The sequence below is a fragment of the Nocardiopsis changdeensis genome (genome assembly GCF_018316655.1).
GTDB classification, from domain to species: Bacteria; Actinomycetota; Actinomycetes; order Streptosporangiales; family Streptosporangiaceae; genus Nocardiopsis; species Nocardiopsis changdeensis.
This window is the reverse complement of the sequence record NZ_CP074133.1, coordinates 1-23,787: the sequence shown is the minus strand read 5'-3', so window position 1 is coordinate 23,787 and position 23,787 is coordinate 1. Positions and strand designations below refer to the sequence as shown.

Here is a 23,787-nt window from a genome sequence, read left to right as displayed (position 1 = left end):
CCAGGTGAGTGACACGTCGACACCCGAGGCCCCCACCGCACTCCCCCCCGTCAAACGGCGCAACGCCGAGCTGGTCCTCATCGTGGTGGCCGTCGTCATCACGATGCTGGGCATCGCGATCGCCGGCCTCAACCTCAGCGGCCGGGTCCCGGCGGCCACCTGGACCGTCGGGCTGACGTTCGGCGCCCTGGCCGTCGCCGCCCACGCGGCCATGCGGTTCGTGGCCCCCTACGCCGACCCGCTCATCCTGCCCTGCGCACTGTTCCTCAACGGCATCGGCGTCGCCATGATCTGGCGCCTCAACGCCGTCGAGAGCGAGAACATCGAGAGCGCCGGCGTGGGCATGCAGCTGGTCTGGACGGCCCTGGGCCTGATCTTCTGCTTCCTCATCATCGTCTTCCTGAAGGACCCCCGGGTCCTGCAGCGCTACACCTACATCAGCGCCCTGGTGGCGCTGGTCCTGCTGGCCCTGCCGGCCCTGCCGGTCATCGGCCACGAGGTGTACGGCGCCCGGCTGTGGATCAAGATCGGCCCGGTCCAGTTCCAGCCCTCGGAGTTCGCCAAGATCGCGCTGGTCATCTTCCTGGCCTCGTACCTGATGAGCAAGCGCCAGGTGCTCCAGATCGTGGGCAAGCCGATCAAGGTCGGCCGCTTCACCCTCATCGAGCTGCCGCGCGCCCGCGACCTGGCCCCGATCCTGGTCGGCTGGCTGATCGCCATCGGCATGCTGGTCGTCCTGCGCGACCTGGGCACCTCGCTGCTGCTCTTCGGCACCTTCCTGGCGATGCTGTACGTCGCCACCCAGCGCTCCTCGTGGGTGACCCTGGGCCTGGTGCTGTTCGGGGGCGGCGCGACCATCGCCTACTTCCTGTTCTGGCACGTCCGCGCGCGTGTGAACATCTGGATCAACGCCTTCGACCAGGAGGTCTACGAGGCGGTCGGCGGCAGCCAGCAGCTGGTGCAGGGCATCGTGGGCATGGCCTACGGCGGCCTGTTCGGCACCGGCCTGGGCGCCGGGCGGCCCACCGACATCTTCGCCGCCGACAGCGACTTCATCCTCGCCTCCATCGGTGAGGAGCTGGGCGTGACCGGCCTGCTGGCCGTGCTCATGGTCCTGTTCGTCCTCGTGGAGCGCGGTATGCGGGTGGCGCTGGCCTCCACCGGCACGTTCAACAAGCTGCTGGCCAGCGGCATCGCGTTCGTGCTCGTGTACCAGACCTTCATCGTGCTCGGCGGGGTCTCGCGGGTCATCCCGCTGACCGGCTCGACCACACCGTTCATGTCCGCCGGCGGCACCGCACTGCTGACCAGCTGGATCATGATGGGCATCCTGCTGCGCATCAGCGACAACGCACGACGGCCGGCACCGCAGGCGATCCAGGACGAGGGCGCGACCCAGGTGATCCGACGATGAACACGACGATCCGCAGACTGAGCATCTTCTGCCTGCTCATGTTCCTGGTGCTCATGGCCAACATCACCTGGATCCAGGGCATCCAGGCGCCGACGATCAAGGAGGACCCGCTCAACCGGCGCCAGTACGCCGAGCAGGCCAGCGCCCCCCGCGGCCCCATCCTGGTGGGCGGGGAGAACGTCGCCTACTCGGAGAACATCGCGGAGGAGGGCGACCCGGCCCGCTACCAGCGGGTCTACGAGGGCGGCTCGATGTACACGCCGATCGTGGGCTCCTTCCGCAACTACGGCGCCTCCGGCATCGAGGCCGTCGAGAACGACCTGCTCAACGGCAGCGACGACCGGCTGGCCGTGCGCAACTTCCGCGACATGATCACCGGCCGCGAGCCCGAGGGAGCCCAGGTGCAGCTGACGCTGCTGCCCGAGGTCCAGGAGGCCGGGTTCAACGCGTTCGAGTCGCTGGGCGACATGAACGGCGCTGCGGTCGCCCTCGACCCGAACACCGGGGCGATCCTGGGCGCGATCTCCTACCCGTCCTACGACCCCAACACGGTCGTGGACATCAACAACCCCAACGACTCGGTCGCCAACTACGTCGAGCTGGAGAACGACGCGCGCAAGCCCCTGCTGAACCGGGCGCTCAACGAGCGCTACCCTCCGGGTTCGACGTTCAAGGTGGTCACGGCCGCCGCGGCGATCGAGAACCTGGACGCGGGGCCGGACAGCACGCAGGACGCGCCGGACCAGCTCCAGTTCGCGTCCGGTCCGCCGCTGCCCAACGCCATGGGCAGCTGCAACGGCGGCCAGCCCGACACCCTGGCGCACTCCATCCAGATCTCCTGCAACACGTCGTTCGCCAACTGGGCGATCGAGGTGGGCGGAGAGGCACTCAGCGAGCAGGCGACGGCGTTCGGGTTCAACCCGGACGAGGAGCTCACGGTCCCGCTGTCGGTAGTGGACAGCTACGCGCCGGTGGAGACCGACGAGAGCATCCTCGGCCGCGCCGGCATCGGCCAGTCCAACGTCGAGGCCACCCCGCTGCAGATGGCGATGGTCGCCGCCGGTATCGCCAACCGCGGCGAGGTCATGCGACCCTACGTGGTGGAGTCGGTGCGCGACTCCGACCTGTCGGTGATCACGCAGACCTCCCCGGAGACCCACTCCGAGGCGATCTCGGCCAGCACCGCGGAGACGATCACGGACATGATGGTCCTGGTCACCACACCGCCCGAGGGCAGCGGCCTCAACGCCGCCATCCCGGGCATCGAGGTGGCCGGCAAGACCGGTACCGCGGAGAACGGCACCGACCGGACCCACAACTGGTTCATCGGGTTCGCCCCGGCGGACGACCCGCAGGTCGCGGTCGCCGTGGTGGTGGAGTTCGGCGGCGGCAGCGGCAACGAACTCGCGGCTCCGGTCGCACGGGCACTGATGGAGGCAGTGGTTCAGTAGTGGGCACCTACGAACCTTCTTCCCAGAACGGTCCCGGTGGACTCACCGGGACCGTTCTGAGCGACCGCTACCGACTCGAGGAGCAGATCGGCTCCGGCGGCATGGGCACGGTCTGGAGAGCCACCGACACCCTGCTCAACCGGCCCGTCGCGGTCAAGCTCCTGCACCCGTCGCAGATGGCCGAGCCCACCGCGAGACAGCGGTTCCGCACCGAGGGGCGGATCACCGCGGGCCTGTCCCACCCGGGCATCGCCCAGGTCTTCGACTACGGGGAGGAGGACGGCCGGGCCTACCTCATCATGGAGCTGGTGGTGGGCGAGCCCCTCTCCCAGGTCCTCAAGGAGCGCGGCGGCCTCACCCCCGACGAGACCCTGGACTTCATCGGCCAGGCCGCCCAGGCGCTGGCCGCGGCGCACGCCCGCGGGGTGGTGCACCGCGACATCAAGCCGGGCAACCTGCTGGTCACCGGGGACGGCAGGCTCAAGCTCACCGACTTCGGCATCGCCCGCGGCGACATGTCGGTCACCCTGACCCAGACCGGCATGGTCATGGGGACCGCCCAGTACATCTCCCCCGAGCAGGCGTCGGGGCGGCCCGCCACCGGGTCCTCTGACCTCTACGCGCTCGGCGTGGTCGCCTACGAGTGCCTGGCCGGGGAGCCGCCGTTCACCGGCGACAGCCCGGTCGCGCTCGCCCTGGCGCACACCCGCGACGAGCCGCCGCCCCTGCCCGACCACGTGCCCGCCGATCTCGACGACCTGGTGTTCCTGCTGCTGTGCAAGGACCCCGAGGACCGGCCCGCGTCGGCGGGCGAGGTCGCGCACATGGCCGCGGTCATCCGGTCCAACGCGGGCACCGGCCCGCCCACCCCCTCCGCCGGGTTCGGCGGAGTGGCCACCACCCGGGTGGCGGCCGCGGTCCCCGACGCCGGGCGCACCACCGGGGCCACCCCCCGGCGCACCACCGGACAGCAGACCGTAACGCCTGGTCAGGAAGACGACTCCGCTAGGCTGGCGTCCCAACGGCGGATCGGGCTGCCGGTGATCCTCGCCGCCCTCGGTGCGACGGTCCTCATCGTCGCCGCCGTCCTGGGCGGCTTCTTCCTGAGCGGCAACGGTTCCGAGGGGGCGAACAACGTGCGCGACACGCGGTCCCCCGCCGTCGTCGACGAGCCCTCGTCGAGCCCCTCCTCCGAACCTGTGGAGGAGGAGACCGCCGACGTGCCCGCCGTCCCCGACTACACACCCGACTACACGCCGACCACCCCCGAGGAGACCCCGAGCAGCACCCCGGAGCCCACCGACGGCGAGACCGACCCCGGCACCACCGACCCGGGAGAGGGGGGCGAGGAGCCCACCGACGGCGAGACCGACCCCGGCACCACCGACCCCGGTGAAGGGGGCGGTGGCGGTGAGAACGGCGGCGGTGGCGGTGGCGGCGGTGAGGGCCCCCCGGCCGGCGGTGACACGGATTCCGTGACGAGGCCATGAGCGAGAGACGCTCGGAGTAAGAAGGTCCGCACGCGGGCCCAGAACAAGGATCAGTACACGACATGTCCCAACCCCGGCTCTTCGGCGGGCGCTACGAACTCGACGGCATCGTCGGGCGCGGCGGCATGGCCGAGGTCTACCGCGCGCGTGACCTGAGACTCGACCGCCTGGTCGCCGTCAAGACGCTCAGGCACGATCTGGCCCGCGACCACGTCTTCCAGGCCCGCTTCCGTCGGGAGGCCCAGTCGGCTGCCTCCCTCAACCACCCGACGATCATCGCCGTCTACGACACCGGCGAGGACGTGATCGACGGACTGTCGATCCCGTACATCGTCATGGAGTACGTGGACGGCCGGACGCTCAAGGAACTCCTCGACGACGACCGCAGGCTCCTGCCGGACCGCTCCGCGGAGCTCGTCGACGGCATCCTGCGCGCGCTGGAGTACAGCCACGACAACGGGATCGTCCACCGGGACATCAAGCCCGCGAACGTGATGCTGACCCGCAACGCCGAGGTCAAGGTCATGGACTTCGGCATCGCCCGGTCCATGGACGACAACCAGGCGACCATGACCCAGACCTCGCAGGTCATCGGCACCGCCCAGTACCTCTCACCGGAGCAGGCGCGCGGCGAGCGGGTGGACCCGCGCAGCGACCTCTACTCGACCGGCTGCGTGCTCTACGAGCTGCTGACCGGCCGTCCGCCGTTCACCGGCGACTCCCCGGTGTCCATCGCCTACCAGCACGTCCGCGAGGAGCCGGTGCCGCCGTCCCAGGTGGACCCGCAGGTGCCGGCCTGGCTGGAGGACATCACCCTGCGCGCGATGGCCAAGGACCGCGACCAGCGGTACCAGAGCGCCGCCGAGATGCGCGCCGACATCCAGCGCGGCCTGGCCGGGATGCCCACCCAGGCGGGCAACATGGCGATGGCCGCCGCCGGTGCGACCACCATGCTGCCGCCCGCGGACGACCGGTACGGGGACCGCTACGACGACGGTTACGACGACGACTACGACGACTACCGGGACGAGAAGAAGAACAACACGGGCAAGATCGTGTTGTGGTCGCTGCTCGGCCTCGGCGTCGTCGCCTCGATCATCCTGGTCTTCTTCCTGATGAACCGGGGGCCGGGGGAGCCCGAGACGACGGCGGTCCCGGACGTGGTCGGGGCGTCGACGGAGGACGCCCAGGCCGAGCTGGAGGAGGCCGGGTTCACCGAGGTCACGGTCGAGCAGCGCGCCGACCCCGAGGCCGAGGAGGGGACGGTCGTGGAGACCGACCCGCCCGCGGGCGAGGAGATCGCGCTGGACGAACGGATCGTCCTGTACGTCTCCAGCGGTCCCGACGCCCAGGAGATCCCCTCGGTGGACGGGCAGAGCCAGACCGACGCGCAGAACACGCTCAGCGAGGCGGGGTTCACGAACGTCACGGTCGAGGAGCAGAACCACGACACCGTCGCGGCCGGGACGGCGATCAACACCGACCCGCCCGCGGGCAGCGCGGTCGCCCCGGACACCGAGATCCGGCTCTACGTCTCCAGCGGCCCGGGCAACGCCCAGGTCCCGGACCTGGTGGGGATGACCCGCGACCAGGCCGAGGCGGCCCTCCAGGAGCGCGGCCTGACGGCGTCCTTCCACGAGGTGGAGGACCCCAACAACCCGCCCAACACGGTCGTCAGCCAGTCGATCGCGGCCAACCAGGAGGTGGCTCCGGGCACCACGGTCACCGTGACGGTGGCGATCGCACCGAGCCAGCCCGAGACGCCCACCGACCCGAACTCGCCGGAGCCGCCGGACAACGGCGGGGAGACTCCCCCCGAGGGCGAGAACCCGCCGGAGGGGGACGGGTTCGTGTTCGAGCACGGGACCCGGGACTAGACCGGAGCGGTACGGACGCGGACAACGGCGGGGCCGTCCCTGGAGGGGCGGCCCCGCCGCCGTTCGCGTCCCCGGCGTAGCCGCCCCCGGGGGTGACGGCGGGGTACGGGCTGGGCATAGACTGTGTTTCCGTTATGACCGGCCCCACCCGTACTGGAGCAGCGACCGTGCCCAAGTCCCGCAACGATCGCAAGAAGAAGGTCGTCTACACGCCGCCTCCTTCGAAGGAGAAGCCCAAGGTCAGCCCACGCTGGCTGGTCCCCACCATGCTGGGCTTCTTCATCTTGGGCATCCTGTGGATCGCGGTCTTCTACATCGCGGGACAGTACGTGCCCTACATGCAGGACCTCGGCAACTGGAACCTCGCCGTCGGCTTCTCCGGCATCATCGTGGCCATCATCCTGGCCACCCGCTGGCACTGACCTCCCGCGCGCCGGTCCCCCGGCCGGCGCCCCCGCGATGAAGGGCCGCCCCGTTCGGTGGGCGGCTCCCTCCATGCTGCCCGCGGCCGGGTCGGGCCGGCCGCGGACGCGCGAAGGCCCCCGGAGCACCGCTCCGGGGGCCTTCGGCGTTGGGGCGGGCTCAGCTCGCGTAGAACGCCGTCAGGAGCACCGGGGACGCGAACACCAGCGCCGCCAGCACCGCCGCCAGCAGGACCAGCGCCGCGGTGTGGACGAGGTTCCTGGTGCGCGGGGAGGCCGACCTGCCGGGCAGGTGGGCGAAGACCGCCCCCAGCAGCATGCCGACGGCCAGTCCCCCGATGTGGGCGGTCCAGGCGATGCTCGGGAAGACGAACGTGATGACCAGGTTGAGGCCGATCAGCATCCACACCATCCGGACGTCCAGCCCGAGCCTGCGGCCGAGCATGAGCACCGCTCCGAACAGCGCGAAGATCGCGCCCGAGGCACCGATGGAGAGCGAGCCCGGCGTCGCCAGGAGGCTCAGCACCGAACCGCCCAGCGCGCCCAGCACCCACAGCGCCAGGAAGCGCCCGTGGCCCAGCCACCGCTCCAGCTGCGGTCCCAGGGCGTACATGGCCCACCCGTTGAACAGGATGTGCCACAGGCCCGAGTGCAGGAACGCCGCGGTGATGAGCCGGTACCACTCCCCCTGGAAGGCGACCCCGCCTCCCCACATGCCGAACTGCCGCACCAGCGACGAACCGGAGGTGCTGAGCGGCGAGCCCGAGGTGAGCATCTGGGCGACGTAGCCGACGCCCATCAGCCCCAGGATCGTCCAGGTGACGTACGGGGCCGAGACGACCCCGCCGCCGAAGACGGTGCGGGCCCGGCGCACCCTCCGGTTGCCCTCCGCGACGCACTCGGGGCAGTGCTGCCCCACCGACGCCGCCGTCATGCAGTCCGGGCAGATGGGCCGTTCGCACCGGGTGCACGACAGCCCCGTCACCCGGTCGGGGTGCCGGTAGCAGGTGGGCCGGACGGGCCGCTGCGGTTCCGGATCGGCTCCGGGCGGCGGGGGAGAGGCGGTCATGGTCTGGGTCTACCTCCTGTGCGCTGCCGTGGTCCCATGGGTGCTCCCGTGACTAGGGGGCGCACCCGGAGGGAGCGCTCCGGCCGCTAGCGGGTGATCTCGACGCTGTTGACCACGATGTCCTCGCGGGGACGGTCCTGGGCGTCGGTCTCCACCTCGGAGATGGCCTGGACGATCTCCTGGCCCTCGGTGACCTCGCCGAAGATGGTGTGGCGGCCGTCGAGCCAGTAGGGCTTGTCCACGGTGATGAAGAACTGGGAGCCGTTGGTGCCCGGACCCGCGTTGGCCATGGCCAGCAGGTAGGGGCGGTCGAAGCGCAGGCTCGGGTGGATCTCGTCCTTGAACGTGTAGCCGGGGCCGCCGCGGCCGCTGCCCAGCGGGTCGCCGCCCTGGACCATGAAGCCCTCGATGACGCGGTGGAAGATCGTGCCGTCGTAGAGGCCGCCCTTGCCGGGCTTGCCGGTGGCGGGGTCCATCCACTGCTTGGACCCGTCGGCCAGGCCGATGAAGTTGGCGACCGTCTCGGGCGCCTGCTCCTCGAAGAGCCGGATGACGATGGTTCCCTTGGAGGTGTTCAGCCGTGCGGTCGGCTGGGCCTTGGAGTCCGACACCTGAGTGCCTTTCGGTCGACTTCGTTGACGAGATCACGTTACCCGTCCGACACACCGGCTTCGGCGGAACCCGGCGGGACCGGGGGGAACGTCCCCCACGTCACGGTACGCCCGGTTCGCCCCCTGTTGCGGGCGTACCCCGTCCGCGGTGTCGAAACGCCGATCGCCGACGGAGAGGACGTATGTTGAGATAACACCCGGATAACGGGGAAGGACGACGGGAAGGCCCGGACGCGAGCCGTCGGCACCGCCGTCGGCCGCGCCGGGTGCGACCGCATGAAATCGGTGAACGACCGAAGGAGCTGACGACGTGCCTATCACTGCCAAGCGTCGCAAGGCACGCAAGGAGGCCGAGGTGGCCATCACCCGGCTGCAGGACCTGGCCAGGGAACAGGCCGACCGGTTCGGCCCGTACGCGGACCAGGCCCGTGAGCAGGCGGCCCGGACGCTCCTCCAGGCCCGTGGCTGGACCGCGCCCCGACTGGAGACGGCGGCCAGCAGGGTCGAGGACACCGTGGCCCCCCGCGTGGCAGGGCTGCTCACGGCGGCGGCCCAGCGGGTCGACCCCAGGCCCGCACGGCGCGGGCTGCGCGGCCTGCGCAACGGAGGGCGCCGCGTCCCCCGCGCCGTCCTGATCGGAGGCGCCGCCCTGGTGGGCGGTGTGATCGTGTACTCCCTGGTCCGGATGCGCCAGGCGTCCCAGGACGCCGAATGGCAGGAGCACCTGGACCAGGCCCGCGAGCAGGTCAGGGAGACCCGGGAGGACCTGGAGGACAAGGCCGGAAAGGCGGCGGAGAAGGCCGGTGAGAAGGCCGGGACCGCCGCCCGGAAGGCGAAGGACGCCAAGGAGGCGGTCAAGGCCGCCGCGGGCGACCGCTCGAAGGAGAACGGCCGCTCCGGAAGCTAGCCGGCCGCGGGTGGCGGGCCGGGACGACGCGGTCCCGCCCGCGCCCCCGCCCGCCGCCGTGCGTTCCGCGCGCCCGGTGCCCCCGTGCGGCTCCTACTCGTCCTTGACGAGGCGGAGCCGGCGGGGCAGCGGGTAGCGCCAGTCCTTGCCCATGAGGGCGGCGATGGTGCCGATGGCCGGGATGACGGCCCAGCCGACCATGATGGCGACCAGGAAGAACATGGGGACCACCAGCCAGAAGGTCACCAGGCTCAGGACGGCGCCGATGATGCAGGCCAGCTGGAAGTTGAGCGACTCCAGCGCCTGGCGGCGGACGTACGGCGAGACGTTGGCGGCCCCCAGGAACAGGACCAGCGGGGCGATGAGCGGGAAGAAGTAGTTGCCCGCGTGGGCGAGCCCGGCGACCACCCGCTCCACCGACGTGCTCTCGGGGGCCTCCCCGCCCCCGGCGGCGCGCGCGCCGGCCGGCGCGGCCGGACGCCCCTGGGGGGTGAGCCCCAGGTCCTGGGTGAGGGGTTCGAGATCGGCGCCGAACTTGGCGCGCATCGCCCGGTCGAGGCGCTCCTCGAACTCGTCTTCGTCGAGCTGACCCTTGCCGTACGCCTCCCGAAGGACCTCGGTGACGGCGTCCCTGTCGGCATGGGTGAGCCGGATCTGAGGCTGTGGGCGCTCCCAGGGGCGCCTCACAGGGTGCTGAGGTTCCTGCACGACCACTTCCCTCTCCCCCGCGCTGGGAGTGCGACCGCGACGGCCGCACTCCCTCCATGATGCGCGACGTGAGGGTCCTCCGGTATCGGGATCGACCCTGATGCTCCCCTGATCCGCCGCTCCTCCCGGTGGCGGACCTTCGTGGGTGCGGGCCCCGACCTTCGTAGGGGGTGGGCACCGTCCCTCCGCACGGCCGCGTGCCGTGCACGGTCCCCGCCGGGGCTCTCCCTCCCCGGCCCCGCCCGCGCCGTGTCCGGCGCGTCCGGTACGGGCCGCGTCCTCCCCCGCGGCCCCGTGGGTCTAGTGGTGCGCGGTGACGGGGGACGTCTCCTCGCGGGGGGCCTCCTGGCGGCCCCGGTTCTCCTCGTAGCGGCGCTCGGCACTGGTCAGCAGGTCGTACCAGCTGGTGACGTCCTTGCGCCGGCGCAGCAGGGCCCGCCGCTCGCGTTCGGTCATGCCTCCCCAGACACCGAACTCGATACGGCTGTCCAGCGCCTCGGCGAGGCACTGGGTGCGGACCGGGCAGCCCCGGCAGATCAGCTTGGCGCGGTTCTGGGCCGCTCCCTGCACGAACAGGGCGTCCGGGTCGATCTCCCGGCATTTGGCGCGGGCCGCCATCTTCTCATTCCACATGTTGCCCCACTCCCAAGATCAGCATGTGTGGTGATCGGAAACCCGCCGGCCGGCAGCACCGGCGGGGGAGGAGGACGCGGGCCGAATCCGAGGACGGGAACGTGTCCGGGCGGGGGGCCGCCCGGGCCGACTTCGGGGGTCGATCGTTTCGGCGCGCTGTCTTCCTCGTTGTCGCTGGTGTCGAAACTACGGATCGTCTCAGTTCACCAACAGACCCCAACTGGCCTATTTCTCATATGGCCCAGTAGGACCATTGCACCTAGATGGAGTGTCATCATACACACACGGAGAGTTACGCCACATCAGAGAAGGGGACTACTGTGACCCCAGCGAAACACTCCACCCGCACCATTCCACGACAAGCGGGATGACCTGCGGTTTCACCGCGCCCGACGGGCGTTCGTCCCGGGTCGGACACAGCTCACCGAAGCGGGCTACCCGGCCCTCGCATCCCCCGAACGGACTATACGGCCGCCATGGCACACACACTCCGCAACCCCGCAGGTCACCCATTTCGCACGGGGTCGACAGACCCCGTATCCCTACCGGCCGGTAACGGAAAGGATTCCCGGCGGCGGGCGCACAAAGCCCCCATTCGACCCTGACACGGAGCCTCAACACGCGCTTTTCTTGCCTATCAGGCGAACACTCCAATGGAGATGAATTCGGATAAGGCGGGCCTGGGAGAACATGCGCCCCTCCGGTCCCGACGGACCCGGGGCGCACGCCCTGTCCGGACCGGTGCCCGGCCCGGGAGCGGGGGCCGGGGAGGGTCGGCCCGGAGCCGGGGAGGGCCCGGCGGCGACCCGGCGACATCTCCCCACATCGACAAAGCGCGAAGTCGAGAAGCGGAGGCGGAGCGGGCGGCCGGGGCCGGTCGCCGGGGACGCCGCGCCAGGGGCGGAGGCGGTGCGATGGCGACCGTGCGGGCGTCGCCGCGGTTCCGCACCGGGGGCCGCCTGCGCGCTCCGGCGGGAGACGGTGCTCCGGCGACCCGGGCCGCCGTGCGGCCGGGATGTCCGGGAACCCGACCGAACGGCACTGACACCGCCGGCCCGGCCCGCCATACTCGGGGGCGGAGCCCGGGGCCCGGCCCCCGGCCGCGCACGGACGGAAGGAGTCTCGCCGATGCGGGACGTGGTGCTCTACCAGCTGCTGTCGCTCGACGGAGTGGCCGAGGAGCCGGGGGACTGGTTCTCCGACCCCGGCCGGGATGTCCGGGAACCCGACCGAACGGCACTGACACCGCCGGCCCGGCCCGCCATACTCGGGGGCGGAGCCCGGGGCCCGGCCCCCGGCCGCGCACGGACGGAAGGAGTCTCGCCGATGCGGGACGTGGTGCTCTACCAGCTGCTGTCGCTCGACGGAGTGGCCGAGGAGCCGGGGGACTGGTTCTCCGACCCCGGCCGGGAGGTCTTCGACAACCTCGGCCGGGTCATCGCCGGACAGGACACGGTGCTGCTGGGCCGCGGCACCTACGACTACTGGGCCGACTACTGGCCGACCTCGGACGTCGAGCCGTTCTCGACGTTCGTGAACCGGACGGAGAAGGTCGTATTCGGCTCGGCCGCCCCCGACCAACGGTGGGAGCGGTCCACATTCGTGTCCTCGCCCGCGGCCGGGTACGTGGCCCGGCTCAAGCGGGAGGAGGGCGGCGACATCGGCGTCCACGGGAGCATCCGGCTCGCCCGGTCGCTCTGGCGGGAGGGGCTGGTCGACGTCCTCGAACTGGTCGTCGCCCCGGCCGTCGCCGGACGCGGCCGCCGGCTGTTCGAGGAGGGGTTCCCCGCCGAGCGGCTCGAACTGACCGCCCTCTCCCGGTCGGCGGCGGGAACGTTGTTCCTGACCTATCGGCGCGTGTAGCGGATCGGGGCGGCCGTCCCCGGCGGCGGGCCGGGCGGCGCGCACACCGGGTGCCGCGGCCCCGACGCCGCGGCGGCTCCCCCGGGGCCGGGGGAGCCGTCAACGGTGCCGGTGCGCCGTCCCGGGCCTATTCGGGGGCCTCCTGGAAGGCGCGGACCTCGATGCGCGCCTTCAGGGCGGTGGCGCACTTCTCGGCCCAGCCGAGCGCCGCCTCCTCGTCCTGGACGTCGATGATCCAGAACCCGCCGACGTACTCGGCGGCCTCGACGAACGGACCGGGCGTGCGCTTGACCTCGGCCCCGGTGCCGTCCACGGTGACCGCGGTCGAGGGCGGGTGGAGGCCGCCGGCGTGGACGAGGGCGCCCGACTCCTGGAGCTCGGTGTTGAGGGCGTTGGCCGCGGCCATCACGGCCTCCAGCTCGGCCGGGTCCATCTCCTGCATCGACTCCATGGTCGGCTCGTCGGCGCTGTCGTGCGGCATCGTGAGGAAGTACTGCGGCATGATCGGCTCTCTTTCCTTCGGGCGGCCGGCCGGGTCGGGACCCGGTCGCGGATCCGTGGGTCCGGCCTCCTGTTGACCCCCACCCTCCACCGAAAGGCATGACGCCCGCCACAGTTTTGATGGGAATCGAAAGACCCGCACCAGGAGACGGCGGAGCCGGGCCAGGGGGAGCCGGGCGGGGAACGGCGGGTGCTCCGGCCGGGTCCTGCCGCGATCCCCCGGGAACGCGAAGCGGGGACCCCCGAAGGAGTCCCCGCCCGTTACTTCCGACCTGCTGTTGTCCGCTGTGGAGCCAAGGGGAGTCGAACCCCTGACCTCCGGTATGCAAAACCGGCGCTCTGCCAGCTGAGCTATGGCCCCTCGCACCCCGGCACCAGGCCCGGTCGCTACGCAGAGCATACCCTCACCAGGGCGTGGCCCCGTTCACGACCGCGGGGCCGTGGAGTCAGGGATCGAACGCCACAAAGCCGTGGGCCGCACCACGGGAACGCCGGCCCACCCACGTCTTCGTGCCGCGCACTGGCATCGGACGGCGCGCGCCGCGCCGAACCGGCTCAGTTCTCGCCGGCCGCCGTGGCCTCGGTCCACAGGTCGAGCTCGGCACGGTCCGCCTGGATCTTGCGGTAGATGGCGAAAGCCCCGAGGGCCACCAGCGCCAGAACGATGATCTTCTTCACTGTCTGGACCCTTTCGTTGATCCGGTTCGTCATGGAAGACCCCCGTCGGGGGGCTCCGTAGAGAACTTTATGAGGTTGTCACCTAGCAGACTAGCAAGCCGTCAGGTGAGGAGCGCCATCCGCCGCAGGATCCCGGTCGTGGCCTTGGGAGGCAGGGCGATCCGGGTCAGTTCCGCCCAGACCTTCTTGCAGGTGGCGACCGATTCGTCCGCCTCCACGATCGTTCCTCCCTGGGTGGCGTCGACGTACGCGAGGTCCGCCTCGTCCTCGTCGAACTCCAGCACGGAGAAGGGCCCGGCGATCCCCGGGTGCGGCCCCGCCGAGGTCGGCAGCAGCTGCACGGTGACCCGCTCGGAGGCCGACTCGACGATCCGGGTGGCCTGCGCCCGCAGCAGCCCGCGGTCGCCCGAGATCCGCTGGAGGGCGTCCTCCTCCACGATCGCGTGGTAGTGCACCTGCTCCAGGAGCTCCTGGCGCTTGAGGTAGGCGGCGACCATCCGCTCCACCGCCGCGTCCCCGTACCCGAGGGCGCGGCCCACCAGCGCCGTGTAGTCCGGGGTCTGCAGCAGGTCCGGCACGAGGATCCCGCCGTACACCCGCAGCGCGACCGCCCCGGCCTCGTTGCCGACGTAGGCGGAGGAGAGGACGTCCTCGTACTCGGTCCACCAGGGCCGCATCCGCGACTCGCGCACCAGCGTCAGGATCGCCTCCCGCTGCCCGCCGGTGACCCCGTACAACCGCAGCAGCGCGGAGATCTCCATGACCGACGGCCACTTGCGGATCCCCGTTTCGATATGGCCCAGCTTCGCCGGCGACCATTCCAGTTCTTCGGCGACATCGCTGAGGGTCAGACCCGCTTGAACACGACGGCGGCGGAGCTCGGCGGACAACCGCCGACGGCGGACCGTGGGACTGGTCATGGCACCGTTCCAATGACGGAGAGTGTCGAAGGTATGTGACCAGCGAAACACGGCATCTAGCATCTAGCAATGAGTTTCTAGAAAAGAGCGGCTGATTCGATGCATTAAGAGGGAAAGTCGCTCACCACCAACAGTGACGAGAGTCCTGAACGGGGGAACAAGGTGTACAAGAGGAACAACAGTCCCAACGTCACCACGGGCCACAACTACGGAAAGCGCGTACGATGCAGAGGGTGCCCGCCCCGGCGGGCTCGCCCGCACACGTAGAGGAAACCCATGAGCCACCCCATCGACGACGTCGAGCAGTTGATCGCGAACGCCGAAGCGGACATGCCGCCGAGCACCCGCTCCCGCCTCATCGCGAAACTCCGGATGGGGAAGCACATCGACGAGGCGGCCGCGGAGCTGGACATCAGCCCCAAGCAGGTGTTCTCCACCGCGAGGATCCTCCAGCCGTTCGGGGAGCAGCTCGACTCCACCCTCACCGCCCAGCGCGACCCGTCCCTTCCGCACGGCACCGTCACCGGGTACAACAAGCGCTGCCGCTGCCCGGAATGCAGGAGCGCCCTCCAGCGGCGTATCTGAGTCGGCTCCAGGTCGACCTGGAACGATGCGGAGTTAACCCAGACTTCTCACATCAATTCACGTACCGCAGGCTTATCGGTGGCCAGTTTGGGGACACCGCAAGCATGAACGAGCACGTGGACTGGTCCGCCATGAGCGACGACGACTTCGTTGCGCTGCTCCGGCAGCTCATCGACACCCCCGAGGCCGACGAGGACTGACCCTCCGGCAGGACGGCCGGCGGGCCGGATTCCGGACCGCGGCCGCACACCTTTCATACCCCGACACCCCACGCGGGTCCCTCGACCGCCACCCGCCCCATCGGAGTGCCCGCGGTCCCGGGGGGACGGCCCGTTCCGCGGGCTGCCCGGGGGTGGGGGAGTGACGGGGTTGGGCCGGGCCGGGGCTGCTCCGGTTTCGCTCAAGTGCTCGTGTACGCCCTTCCAGCGTTGTGTGGGGTGAAGGCACGCCTGCCGGGGCTTGTAGACGCGGGGAGAGGGAGAATCGGCTCCTTCGGCCCCAGGGGGTGGAGGCCGTAGGTGGCCCCCACCCCGGCCCGAGGGTCGTTCACCCGCTTGGAGCCCTCAGTCCCCGCCGGAGGGCGTCGCTGGGCCTTCGCCGCAGAGGGTGAGGGCCGTGGGTGACCTGCCGCCTGTCGTTCGGGGGTGTCGCCCTGTCTTTCAACGTTGTGGTGGGTGGCGGGTGTGTCTGTTGGGGGCCGAGCCACGGTCGGAGGGCGGATCATCTCCTTCGACGCCGAGGGGTGGGGGTGGGCGTTCCCGCCGTCCCGGACACGTGGGGGTGGGGGCCGCAGGTGGCCTCCCACCCCGAGGGGCTGCTCACCCACTTGGAGCCCTCAGCCCCCGCCGGAGAGCGTCGCGGGGCCTCCACCCCAGGGGGTGAAGCCTGCGGGTGACTTCCCGCCCGGGCCCCAGGGGTGCCCCTATGCCCTTTCAACGTTGTGGTGGGTGACGGGCGGGTCTGTCGGGGGCCGAGGCACGGCCGGAAGGTGGATCATCTCCTTCGACCCCCGGGGGGGTGGGGGTGGGCGTGCCCTCCGTCCCGGATACATGGGGGTGGGGCCGCGCGTGCCTGCGGGCCCCGGGCCCAGGGGGTTGCCCTCCCGGCTGGGGCCCTCAGCCACAGCCGGGAGGTGAACCGCTACCTCCGCTCCAGGGGGTGAAGGCCGCGGGTGGCTTTCCCGCCCCAGCCCGAGGGGGTTTCCCGACTAACTGGGATCCTCAGCCACCGCCGGAAGGCGAACCGCCTCCTGCGCCGCAGGGGGTTTCCCACCTAACCGGGGCCCTTGGCCACAGCTGGAGGGCATCGCTGGGCCCCCGCCGCAGGGGGTGAAGGCCGCGGGAGGCTTCCCGCCCCGACCCCAGGGGGTTGGCGCACCCAACCGGGGCCTTCGCCACAGCCGGAGGGTGGACCGCTTCCTGCGCTCCAGGGGGTTTCTCACCCGATTGGAAACCTCCGCCCCAGCCGTGTCAGGCCAGTGGGGTCCCCGACCCCAGGGGGTCTTCGCCGAGGTAGTTGTAGGTTTCCAAAAGGCCGGCCGCTTGGGAACGGCGGTCCGCACCGGGTGGGCCCGGCCCCGGCCGCAGTCGGCGCCCGGCAGACCGCCGGGGGAATCGTTGGGCGCGCGTGGTGGGTGGTGGGGGTGTGACTGCCGGAGCCGGGTGCACCCGGAGCGCGCACACCCGCACCGCCTGGAAAGTGGAGGGCGCAAAGCAAACGGGCGGATGCTCCACGCTGGCGCAAACTCCCGCGGATGACCGCGGTACCGGTCAGTGCCGGGGGTGAAAGCCGCACGCACCCGCGACATCAGCCAGAGGGGGGTTGGGGAGGAAGAACCGCGACCCCCGCCCCAGGGGGGTGTTGCTGGAGGTGTTCGCCAGCCTGTGCCACAGGGGGTGTTGCTGCACGTTCCCGCGACCTCGGCCCCGGACCGGGCACCAGACCGCGACCTCTACCCCAGGGGGTGTGGGTAGGAGAGACCGCGACCCCCGTCCCAGGGGGTGAAAGCGGTACGTTCTCGCGGCCCCGGCCACAGCCCGGGCACAGGACCGCGCACCTCCGCCCCCGGGGTGAAGGCCGTACATACCCACAGTCCCAAGCCACAGGGGGTGTGGGAAGGAAAAACCGCGACCCCGACTCCAGGGGGTTTCGCCGCACGCACCCGCGGCCTCAACCACAGGCCGGAAACAGAACCGCGGCCCCAACCCCACCAGGTGCATGCCGCAAACACCTTTTCCCGTGCCGTGGATCGGGGCCGACGGCCGGGTGCGGGTCTCACCCCCATGGCGGAGGCTGCCGGTCGCTCCTTCCCACACCCCCTGGGGCCGGGGTCCCGGTCATGCCTCCCTGAACCCCCTGCGGCGGAGGCCGCGGTTCTTCCTCCCCAACCCCCCTCTGGCTGATGCCGCGAGCACCCACAGCTCTCACCCCCTGAGGCTGAGGTGCGCGGTCCTGTGCCCGGTCTGGGGCTGAGGTCGTGGGTGCGTGCGGGTTTCACCCCCGCTCCCGTCCGTACCGCGGTCACGTGCGGGAGTAGGCGGCTGCGTGGAGCGCCCGCACCGCCGCCGGCGCCCCCAACCTTTCCAGGCGGTGCGGGTGTGCGCGCTCCGGGTGCACCCGGCTCCGGCAGTCACACCCCCACCACCCCGGACGGGAGCCCAACGCACCCGCCTGGCGGTCTGCCGTGCGCCGACTGCGGCCGGGGCCGGGCCCACCCGGCGCGGACCGCCCTTCCCAAGCGGCCGGCCTTTTGGAAACCTACAACTACCTCGGCGAAGACCCCCTGGGGTCGGGGGCTCCACTGGCCTGACACGGCTGTGGCGGAGGTCCCGGTCGGGTGGGAAACCCCCTGCGGCGGAGGAGGTGCGATGCCCTCCGGCTGGGGCCAGCCACCCAAGTCGGGTGGGAAACCCCCTGGAGCGCAGGAAGCGGTCCACCCTCCGGCTGTGGCGAAGGCCCCGGTTGGGTGCGCCAACCCCCTGGGGTCGGGGCGGGAAGCCTCCCGCGGCCTTCACCCCCTGCGGCGGGGGCCCAGCGATGCCCTCCGGGCACAAAAAAAGGGGGGCCGCCCCCGAAAGGGCGCCCCCCCACAAATACCCGCACCCCGAAAACAGGGAAAGCCCCCACCCGAAGGCAGGGGCTCTCGACCCGAAGAAAACCGTGGCGGCAACCTACTCTCCCACCCCACCACAGGGCAGTACCATCAGCGCAAGGAGACTTAACGACCGGGTTCGGAAAGTAACCGGGTGTGACCCTCCCACCATAACCACCACGGAAACCCACACCGCAACCCCGACCACGTCGGGGAACGGAAGCTTCCACAGTTATGTGAACATGTATGCGCGAGCACCCAATTATCTGCAGCGGACAAGCCCTCGGCCTATTAGTACCGGTCAGCTCCACCCCTCACAGGGCTTCCACACCCGGCCTATCAACCCCATCGTCTCTAGGGAGCCTTACCCTCTCAAAGGAGGCAGGAGACCTCATCTCGAAGCAAGCTTCCCGCTTAGATGCTTTCAGCGGTTATCCCTCCCGAACGTAGCCAACCAGCCATGCCCTTGGCAGGACAACTGGCACACCAGAGGTTCGTCCGTCCCGGTCCTCTCGTACTAGGGACAGCCCTTCTCAAGTCTCCAACGCGCACAGCGGATAGGGACCGAACTGTCTCACGACGTTCTAAACCCAGCTCGCGTGCCGCTTTAATGGGCGAACAGCCCAACCCTTGGGACCAACTCCAGCCCCAGGATGCGACGAGCCGACATCGAGGTGCCAAACCATCCCGTCGATATGGACTCTTGGGGAAGATCAGCCTGTTATCCCCGGGGTACCTTTTAGCCGTTGAGCGACACCGCTTCCACACGCCGGTGCCGGATCACTAGTCCCAGCTTTCGCTCCTGCTCGACACGTCCGTCTCACAGTCAAGCTCCCTTGTGCACTTACACTCAACACCTGATTACCAACCAGGCTGAGGGAACCTTTGGGCGCCTCCGTTACTCTTTGGGAGGCAACCGCCCCAGTTAAACTACCCACCAGACACTGTCCCCGAACCGGATCACGGCCCAAGGTTAGATGCCCGAAACAGTCAGAGTGGTATTTCACCAACGCCTCCACCACCACTAGCGTGGCAGTTTCACCGGCTCCCACCTATCCTACACAAACCATCCCAAACACCAATGTCAAGCTATAGTGAAGGTCCCGGGGTCTTTCCGTCCTGCTGCGCGAAACGAGCATCTTTACTCGTAGTGCAATTTCACCGGGCCCATGGTTGAGACAGTGGGGAAGTCGTTACGCCATTCGTGCAGGTCGGAACTTACCCGACAAGGAATTTCGCTACCTTAGGATGGTTATAGTTACCACCGCCGTTTACTGGCGCTTGGATTCCCAGCTTCACAGGGCGAACCCCGTTAACCGGTCCTCTTAACGTTCCAGCACCGGGCAGGCGTCAGTCCGTATACAGCGTCTTACGACTTCGCACGGACCTGTGTTTTTAATAAACAGTCGCTTCCCCCCGCTATCTGCGACCCCACCCAGCTCCAGCCGCAAGGGCTCTCACCAGACAGGGCTCCCCTTCTCCCAAAGTTACGGGGACAATTTGCCGAGTTCCTTAACCATGGTTCACCCGAACGCCTCGGTATTCTCTACCTGACCACCTGCGTCGGTTTAGGGTACTGGCCGCTCACGAACTCGCTAGAGGCTTTTCTCGACAGCATGGGATCACTCACTTCGCCAAAAACGGCTCCGCATCACGTCTCAACCTTCATGGGGGGCGGATTTGCCAACCCCCCGGCCTACACGCTTACCCCCGGACAACCACCGCCGGGTAGAGCTACCCTCCTGCGTCACCCCATCACTTACCTACTACAAGCTCGGATCCCAGACCAGCACAGCAACCCGTCCCGAAGGACAGAAAGCTAAGCCAGCGTGGTTAGCATCACCTGATTCGATACTGGGCGCTCGTGCACGGGTACGGGAATATCAACCCGTTATCCATCGACTACGCCTGTCGGCCTCGCCTTAGGTCCAGACTCACCCTGGGCGGATTAACCTGCCCCAGGAACCCTTAGTCAATCGGCGGCAACGTTTCTCACGTTGCTTTCGCTACTCATGCCTGCATTCTCACTCGCACGCCCTCCACCACACGATCACTCGGCGGCTTCACCGAACGCACGACGCTCCCCTACCAACCCGAGAACAAGTCTCAGGCTTCACAGCTTCGGCGGTGTGCTTAAGCCCCGCTACATTATCGGCGCAGAACCACTTGACCAGTGAGCTATTACGCACTCTTTAAAGGATGGCTGCTTCTAAGCCAACCTCCTGGTTGTCTCAGCAACTCCACAACCTTTCCCACTTAGCACACGCTTAGGGGCCTTAGCTGATGATCTGGGCTGTTTCCCTCTCGACTACGAAGCTTATCCCCCGCAGTCTCACTGCCACGCTTCACTTCACCGGCATTCGGAGTTTGTCTGACGTCAGTAACCTTGTCGGGCCCATCAGCCAAACAGTAGCTCTACCTCCGGCAAGAAACACGCAACGCTGCACCTAAATGCATTTCGGGGAGAACCAGCTATCACGGAGTTTGATTGGCCTTTCACCCCTACCCACACCTCATCCCCCAGGTTTTCAACCCTGGTGGGTTCGGGCCTCCACGAGGTCTTACCCCCGCTTCACCCTGGACATGGGTAGATCACTCCGCTTCGGGTCCACAGCATGCGACTCAAACGCCCTATTCAGACTCGGTTTCCCTACGGCTACCCCACCCGGGTTAACCTCGCCACACACCATGACTCGCAGGCTCATTCTTCAAAAGGCACGCCATCACCAGATACAAGACCCAGCTCTGACGGCTTGACAGCACACGGTTTCAGGTACTATTTCACGACCCCTCACCGGGGCACTTTTCACCTTTCCCTCACGGTACTAGTGCACTATCGGTCACCAGGACGTATTTTGGCTTAGCAGGTGGTCCTGCCAGATTCACACGGAATTCCTCGGGCTCCGCGCTACTCGGGGACAGCGTCAACGCCTAGACTCTTCCTTCACCTACGGGACTCTCACCCACTCCGGTACCGCTTCCCAACGGATTCAGCTAGAAGAACCATCAACGCTCCGGGCCGGCAGACCCGAACAGACACGCCCCACAACCCCGCACACGCAACGACTGCCGTCTATCACACGCGCACGGTTTAGCCTCTTCCCCGTTCGCTCACCACTACTAGGAGAATCACTGTTGTTTACTCTTCCTACGGGTACTGAGATGTTTCACTTCCCCGCGTCACCACCAACCGCCCTATACATTCAGGCGGCGGCAACCCGACACAACTCGGGCTGGGTTCCCCCATTCGGACACCCACGGATCACAGCTCGGTTGACAGCTCCCCGTGGCCTATCGCGGCCTCCCACGTCCTTCATCGGCGCCTGGTGCCAAGGCATCCACCGTATGCCACTATCACTTGGCCACTACAGATAACAAGATGCTCGCGCACACTATTCACAAATCAAAACACCAACCGCGTTCTCCGCTACCACTCAGACAAACCCCCGCCCCGCCTCCCTCAGGAGAGCAGGACACACAGGAGATTCTGAGAGTTCTCAGAGGCGGTCCGCGGGAACCAACCGACCCGCCGGCCCGAAACCGGACCAAGACGAGGGTTGCTTCCTCAGACACCCAACAGCGCGCCCCCCGAGGCTTCTAGGACCCCCGGAGGTGAAGTTCGATATGAATTTCTACAGCCATCCCGACCTCTCACCGGCCACCAGGGCCAGGAGCATCGGGTCCACTTTCGAGTCCGGCCAACCATCGGAAAAGTGTTGGCCTTGAAAGACTCCTTAGAAAGGAGGTGATCCAGCCGCACCTTCCGGTACGGCTACCTTGTTACGACTTCGTCCCAATCGCCAGCCCCACCTTCACTCACTCCCTCCCCGAAGGGTTAGGCCACAAGTTTCGGGTGTTGCCGACTTTCATGACGTGACGGGCGGTGTGTACAAGGCCCGGGAACGTATTCACCGCGGCGTTGCTGATCCGCGATTACTAGCGACTCCACCTTCATGGGGTCGAGTTGCAGACCCCAATCCGAACTGAGACCGGCTTTTAGGGATTCGCTCCACCTCACGGTATCGCACGCCCATTGTACCGGCCATTGTAGCATGTTTGCAGCCCAAGACATAAGGGGCATGATGACTTGACGTCGTCCCCACCTTCCTCCGAGTTGACCCCGGCAGTCTCCCATGAGTCCCCACCACTACGTGCTGGCAACATGGAACAAGGGTTGCGCTCGTTGCGGGACTTAACCCAACATCTCACGACACGAGCTGACGACAGCCATGCACCACCTGTCACCCGCCAACCAAATGACCCTGTATCTCTACAGGTCCACGGGTGATGTCAAACCTTGGTAAGGTTCTTCGCGTTGCGTCGAATTAAGCAACATGCTCCGCCGCTTGTGCGGGCCCCCGTCAATTCCTTTGAGTTTTAGCCTTGCGGCCGTACTCCCCAGGCGGGGCGCTTAATGCGTTAGCTACGGCGCGGAAACCGTGGAAAGTCCCCACACCTAGCGCCCAACGTTTACGGCATGGACTACCAGGGTATCTAATCCTGTTCGCTCCCCATGCTTTCGCTCCTCAGCGTCAGGTAAGGCCCAGAGACCCGCCTTCGCCACCGGTGTTCCTCCTGATATCTGCGCATTTCACCGCTACACCAGGAATTCCAGTCTCCCCTACCTACCTCTAGCATGCCCGTATCCACTGCAGAACCGGGGTTAAGCCCCGGTCTTTCACAGCAGACGCGACACGCCGCCTACGAGCTCTTTACGCCCAATAATTCCGGACAACGCTCGGACCCTACGTATTACCGCGGCTGCTGGCACGTAGTTAGCCGGTCCTTATTCCCCACCTACCGTCAACCCCACGAAAACGTGGGGCCTGCGTGAGTGGTAAAAGAGGTTTACAACCCGAAGGCCGTCATCCCCCACGCGGCGTCGCTGCGTCAGGCTTTCGCCCATTGCGCAATATTCCCCACTGCTGCCTCCCGCAGGAGTCTGGGCCGTGTCTCAGTCCCAGTGTGGCCGGTCGCCCTCTCAGGCCGGCTACCCGTAATCGCCTTGGTAGGCCGTTACCCCACCAACAAGCTGATAGGCCGCGAGCCCATCCCCGACCGAAAAACTTTCCACCCCCCACCATGCGGAGGAGGGTCGTATCCGGTATTAGACGGCGTTTCCACCGCTTATCCCGGAGTCAGGGGCAGGTTGCTCACGTGTTACTCACCCGTTCGCCGCTCGTGTACCCCGAAGGGCCTTACCGCTCGACTTGCATGTGTTAAGCACGCCGCCAGCGTTCGTCCTGAGCCAGGATCAAACTCTCCATAAAGGTCTTGCACCAAGCCGCGATGGGCTCGGAAACCTAGAAGAAATCCTGACCGAACCATCTCTGGCTCAATCAAAGGAACCTCGCACACTCGAATCTCACCGATTCTCGTGTGACGGGGCCAAAACAAACTTGGCTGTAAAAATCGAACACGCGCTGTTGAGTTCTCAAGAAGCAACCGCCCTTCCCGTACAAGCCCGGAACCTCAGGTCCCGTGTGCTCTTCCGTGGAAGGCGTCTGCGTTTCCGCTTTGTTGTGTCTTCACTTTATCAGTGTTCCCGTTCCCCGCCAAATCGGCGT

At 68.1% G+C, this 23,787-nt stretch carries 15 protein-coding genes, 1 tRNA gene and 3 rRNA genes; 8 read left to right on the top strand and 11 right to left on the bottom strand.

The window, feature by feature from the left end; genetic code table 11:
* Positions 1-4 precede the first annotated feature (4 nt).
* The 5 genes from KGD84_RS00095 to KGD84_RS00075 all read left to right on the top strand — a co-directional run bounded on the left by KGD84_RS00095 (position 5) and on the right by KGD84_RS00075 (position 6,654).
* Positions 5-1,414 (top strand): FtsW/RodA/SpoVE family cell cycle protein, encoded by a 1,410-nt coding sequence (locus KGD84_RS00095; RefSeq protein WP_220564082.1) that lies wholly within the window; start codon positions 5-7, stop codon positions 1,412-1,414.
* Complete coding sequence (locus KGD84_RS00090) at positions 1,411-2,865, top strand: peptidoglycan D,D-transpeptidase FtsI family protein (protein WP_220564081.1); 1,455 nt, start codon at positions 1,411-1,413, stop codon at positions 2,863-2,865. Before KGD84_RS00095 ends, KGD84_RS00090 begins: the two co-directional genes overlap by 4 nt.
* Positions 2,865-4,355: a serine/threonine-protein kinase gene (locus KGD84_RS00085; RefSeq protein ID WP_220564080.1), complete on the top strand. Its 1,491-nt coding sequence runs from the start codon at positions 2,865-2,867 to the stop codon at positions 4,353-4,355. The genes KGD84_RS00090 and KGD84_RS00085 overlap by 1 nt, the downstream gene beginning before the upstream one ends.
* Before the next feature lie 62 nt (positions 4,356-4,417).
* Positions 4,418-6,232, top strand: a complete 1,815-nt coding sequence (pknB, locus tag KGD84_RS00080; protein ID WP_220564079.1) for a Stk1 family PASTA domain-containing Ser/Thr kinase — start codon at positions 4,418-4,420, stop codon at positions 6,230-6,232.
* Between the two features lie 167 nt (positions 6,233-6,399).
* Positions 6,400-6,654: a cell division protein CrgA gene (locus KGD84_RS00075; RefSeq protein WP_220564078.1), complete on the top strand. Its 255-nt coding sequence runs from the start codon at positions 6,400-6,402 to the stop codon at positions 6,652-6,654.
* A gap of 160 nt (positions 6,655-6,814) precedes the next feature.
* Here the strand turns inward: KGD84_RS00075 and KGD84_RS00070 are convergent, their stop codons facing one another.
* Positions 6,815-7,723, bottom strand: a complete 909-nt coding sequence (locus KGD84_RS00070) for a rhomboid family intramembrane serine protease (RefSeq protein WP_220564077.1) — start codon at positions 7,721-7,723, stop codon at positions 6,815-6,817.
* 86 nt (positions 7,724-7,809) lie between these two features.
* Entirely contained in the window at positions 7,810-8,334 is a 525-nt protein-coding gene (locus tag KGD84_RS00065) for a peptidylprolyl isomerase (protein WP_220564076.1), read from the bottom strand.
* 310 nt (positions 8,335-8,644) lie between these two features.
* Between KGD84_RS00065 and KGD84_RS00060 the strand changes: the two genes are divergently transcribed.
* Positions 8,645-9,241, top strand: a complete 597-nt coding sequence (locus tag KGD84_RS00060) for a YtxH domain-containing protein (protein WP_220564075.1) — start codon at positions 8,645-8,647, stop codon at positions 9,239-9,241.
* A gap of 93 nt (positions 9,242-9,334) precedes the next feature.
* On the opposite strand, the gene KGD84_RS00055 is transcribed toward KGD84_RS00060, so the two are convergent.
* Positions 9,335-9,928 (bottom strand): DUF1707 and DUF4870 domain-containing protein, encoded by a 594-nt coding sequence (locus KGD84_RS00055; RefSeq protein ID WP_255646930.1) that lies wholly within the window; start codon positions 9,926-9,928, stop codon positions 9,335-9,337.
* 321 nt (positions 9,929-10,249) lie between these two features.
* Positions 10,250-10,582 (bottom strand): WhiB family transcriptional regulator, encoded by a 333-nt coding sequence (locus KGD84_RS33485; RefSeq protein ID WP_220564073.1) that lies wholly within the window; start codon positions 10,580-10,582, stop codon positions 10,250-10,252.
* A 1,128-nt stretch (positions 10,583-11,710) separates the two neighbouring features.
* Here KGD84_RS33485 and KGD84_RS00045 point away from each other — a divergent pair.
* Entirely contained in the window at positions 11,711-12,445 is a 735-nt protein-coding gene (locus tag KGD84_RS00045; RefSeq protein WP_220564072.1) for a dihydrofolate reductase family protein, read from the top strand.
* A 127-nt stretch (positions 12,446-12,572) separates the two neighbouring features.
* Here the strand turns inward: KGD84_RS00045 and KGD84_RS00040 are convergent, their stop codons facing one another.
* The 4 genes from KGD84_RS00040 to KGD84_RS00025 form a co-directional block, all read right to left on the bottom strand.
* The gene (locus KGD84_RS00040; RefSeq protein ID WP_220564071.1) at positions 12,573-12,947 is read right to left on the bottom strand and encodes a YciI family protein; all 375 of its coding nucleotides are present in this window, start codon (positions 12,945-12,947) and stop codon (positions 12,573-12,575) included.
* A gap of 287 nt (positions 12,948-13,234) precedes the next feature.
* Positions 13,235-13,307: transfer RNA gene (locus KGD84_RS00035), tRNA-Ala, on the bottom strand.
* 194 nt (positions 13,308-13,501) lie between these two features.
* Positions 13,502-13,624, bottom strand: coding sequence for a DLW-39 family protein (locus tag KGD84_RS00030; protein ID WP_218619584.1), 123 nt, complete (start codon positions 13,622-13,624; stop codon positions 13,502-13,504).
* A 101-nt stretch (positions 13,625-13,725) separates the two neighbouring features.
* Entirely contained in the window at positions 13,726-14,544 is an 819-nt protein-coding gene (locus KGD84_RS00025) for a helix-turn-helix domain-containing protein (RefSeq protein ID WP_220564070.1), read from the bottom strand.
* A 276-nt stretch (positions 14,545-14,820) separates the two neighbouring features.
* On the opposite strand from KGD84_RS00025, the gene KGD84_RS00020 reads away from it, so the two are divergent.
* On the top strand, positions 14,821-15,129 hold the full coding sequence (locus tag KGD84_RS00020) for a hypothetical protein (protein ID WP_220564069.1): 309 nt from the start codon (positions 14,821-14,823) through the stop codon (positions 15,127-15,129).
* 3,157 nt (positions 15,130-18,286) lie between these two features.
* On the opposite strand, the gene rrf is transcribed toward KGD84_RS00020, so the two are convergent.
* The 3 genes from rrf to KGD84_RS00005 form a co-directional block, all read right to left on the bottom strand.
* Positions 18,287-18,402: ribosomal RNA gene (rrf, locus tag KGD84_RS00015) — 5S ribosomal RNA — on the bottom strand.
* An 88-nt stretch (positions 18,403-18,490) separates the two neighbouring features.
* Positions 18,491-21,585 (bottom strand): 23S ribosomal RNA (locus KGD84_RS00010).
* A gap of 373 nt (positions 21,586-21,958) precedes the next feature.
* Positions 21,959-23,490 (bottom strand): 16S ribosomal RNA (locus KGD84_RS00005).
* Together the 16S, 23S and 5S rRNA genes form the textbook arrangement of a ribosomal RNA operon.
* Between the last annotated feature and the right edge of the window lie 297 nt (positions 23,491-23,787).

Coding starts and splice junctions, on each gene's coding strand:
- KGD84_RS00090 (WP_220564081.1), top strand. CDS start 1,411: ATGAACACGACGATCCGCAGACTGAGCATCTTCTGCCTGCTCATGTTC.
- pknB (WP_220564079.1), top strand. CDS start 4,418: ATGTCCCAACCCCGGCTCTTCGGCGGGCGCTACGAACTCGACGGCATC.
- KGD84_RS00070 (WP_220564077.1), bottom strand. CDS start 7,723: ATGACCGCCTCTCCCCCGCCGCCCGGAGCCGATCCGGAACCGCAGCGG.
- KGD84_RS33485 (WP_220564073.1), bottom strand. CDS start 10,582: ATGTGGAATGAGAAGATGGCGGCCCGCGCCAAATGCCGGGAGATCGAC.
- KGD84_RS00045 (WP_220564072.1), top strand. CDS start 11,711: ATGCGGGACGTGGTGCTCTACCAGCTGCTGTCGCTCGACGGAGTGGCC.
- KGD84_RS00040 (WP_220564071.1), bottom strand. CDS start 12,947: ATGCCGCAGTACTTCCTCACGATGCCGCACGACAGCGCCGACGAGCCG.
- KGD84_RS00025 (WP_220564070.1), bottom strand. CDS start 14,544: ATGACCAGTCCCACGGTCCGCCGTCGGCGGTTGTCCGCCGAGCTCCGC.
- KGD84_RS00020 (WP_220564069.1), top strand. CDS start 14,821: ATGAGCCACCCCATCGACGACGTCGAGCAGTTGATCGCGAACGCCGAA.